Source organism: Peribacillus sp. N1 (assembly GCF_054600815.1).
The window spans coordinates 1-317 of sequence record NZ_BAAHZO010000036.1; the positions used below are offsets into that span (position 1 = coordinate 1).

General features: G+C 39.1%; 1 protein-coding gene. It reads right to left on the minus strand.

The genetic code is table 11. The features are described from left to right. Nucleotides 1-317: GDP-mannose 4,6-dehydratase (locus ACYP5M_RS26545; protein WP_459735735.1), on the minus strand; the 317-nt coding region annotated here is incomplete at both ends.

Consider the following 317-nt stretch of genomic DNA (forward strand, 5'->3'; position numbering starts at 1 on the left):
AGCGGCCATATGGATTAATCGGATTGCTTGGCTGATCTTCATCTATCATATCAACATTTGGTATCCCGTACGTAGCTGCCGTTGAAGAGAAAATGAAATTCTTAACATCATGCTTGAGCATGGTATTCAATAATGTAAGAGTTGCACCTACATTATTATCATAGTATTTATAGGGATCTTGAACAGACTCCCCAACCAAGCTATTAGAGGCAAAGTGCATAACAGCTTTAATGGGATACTTAAGGAATATTTCATTCAAAACTTCCTCTTCCCCTAAAATCCCTTCCACCAAGATGGCCATCGAATCAACCAGCGAA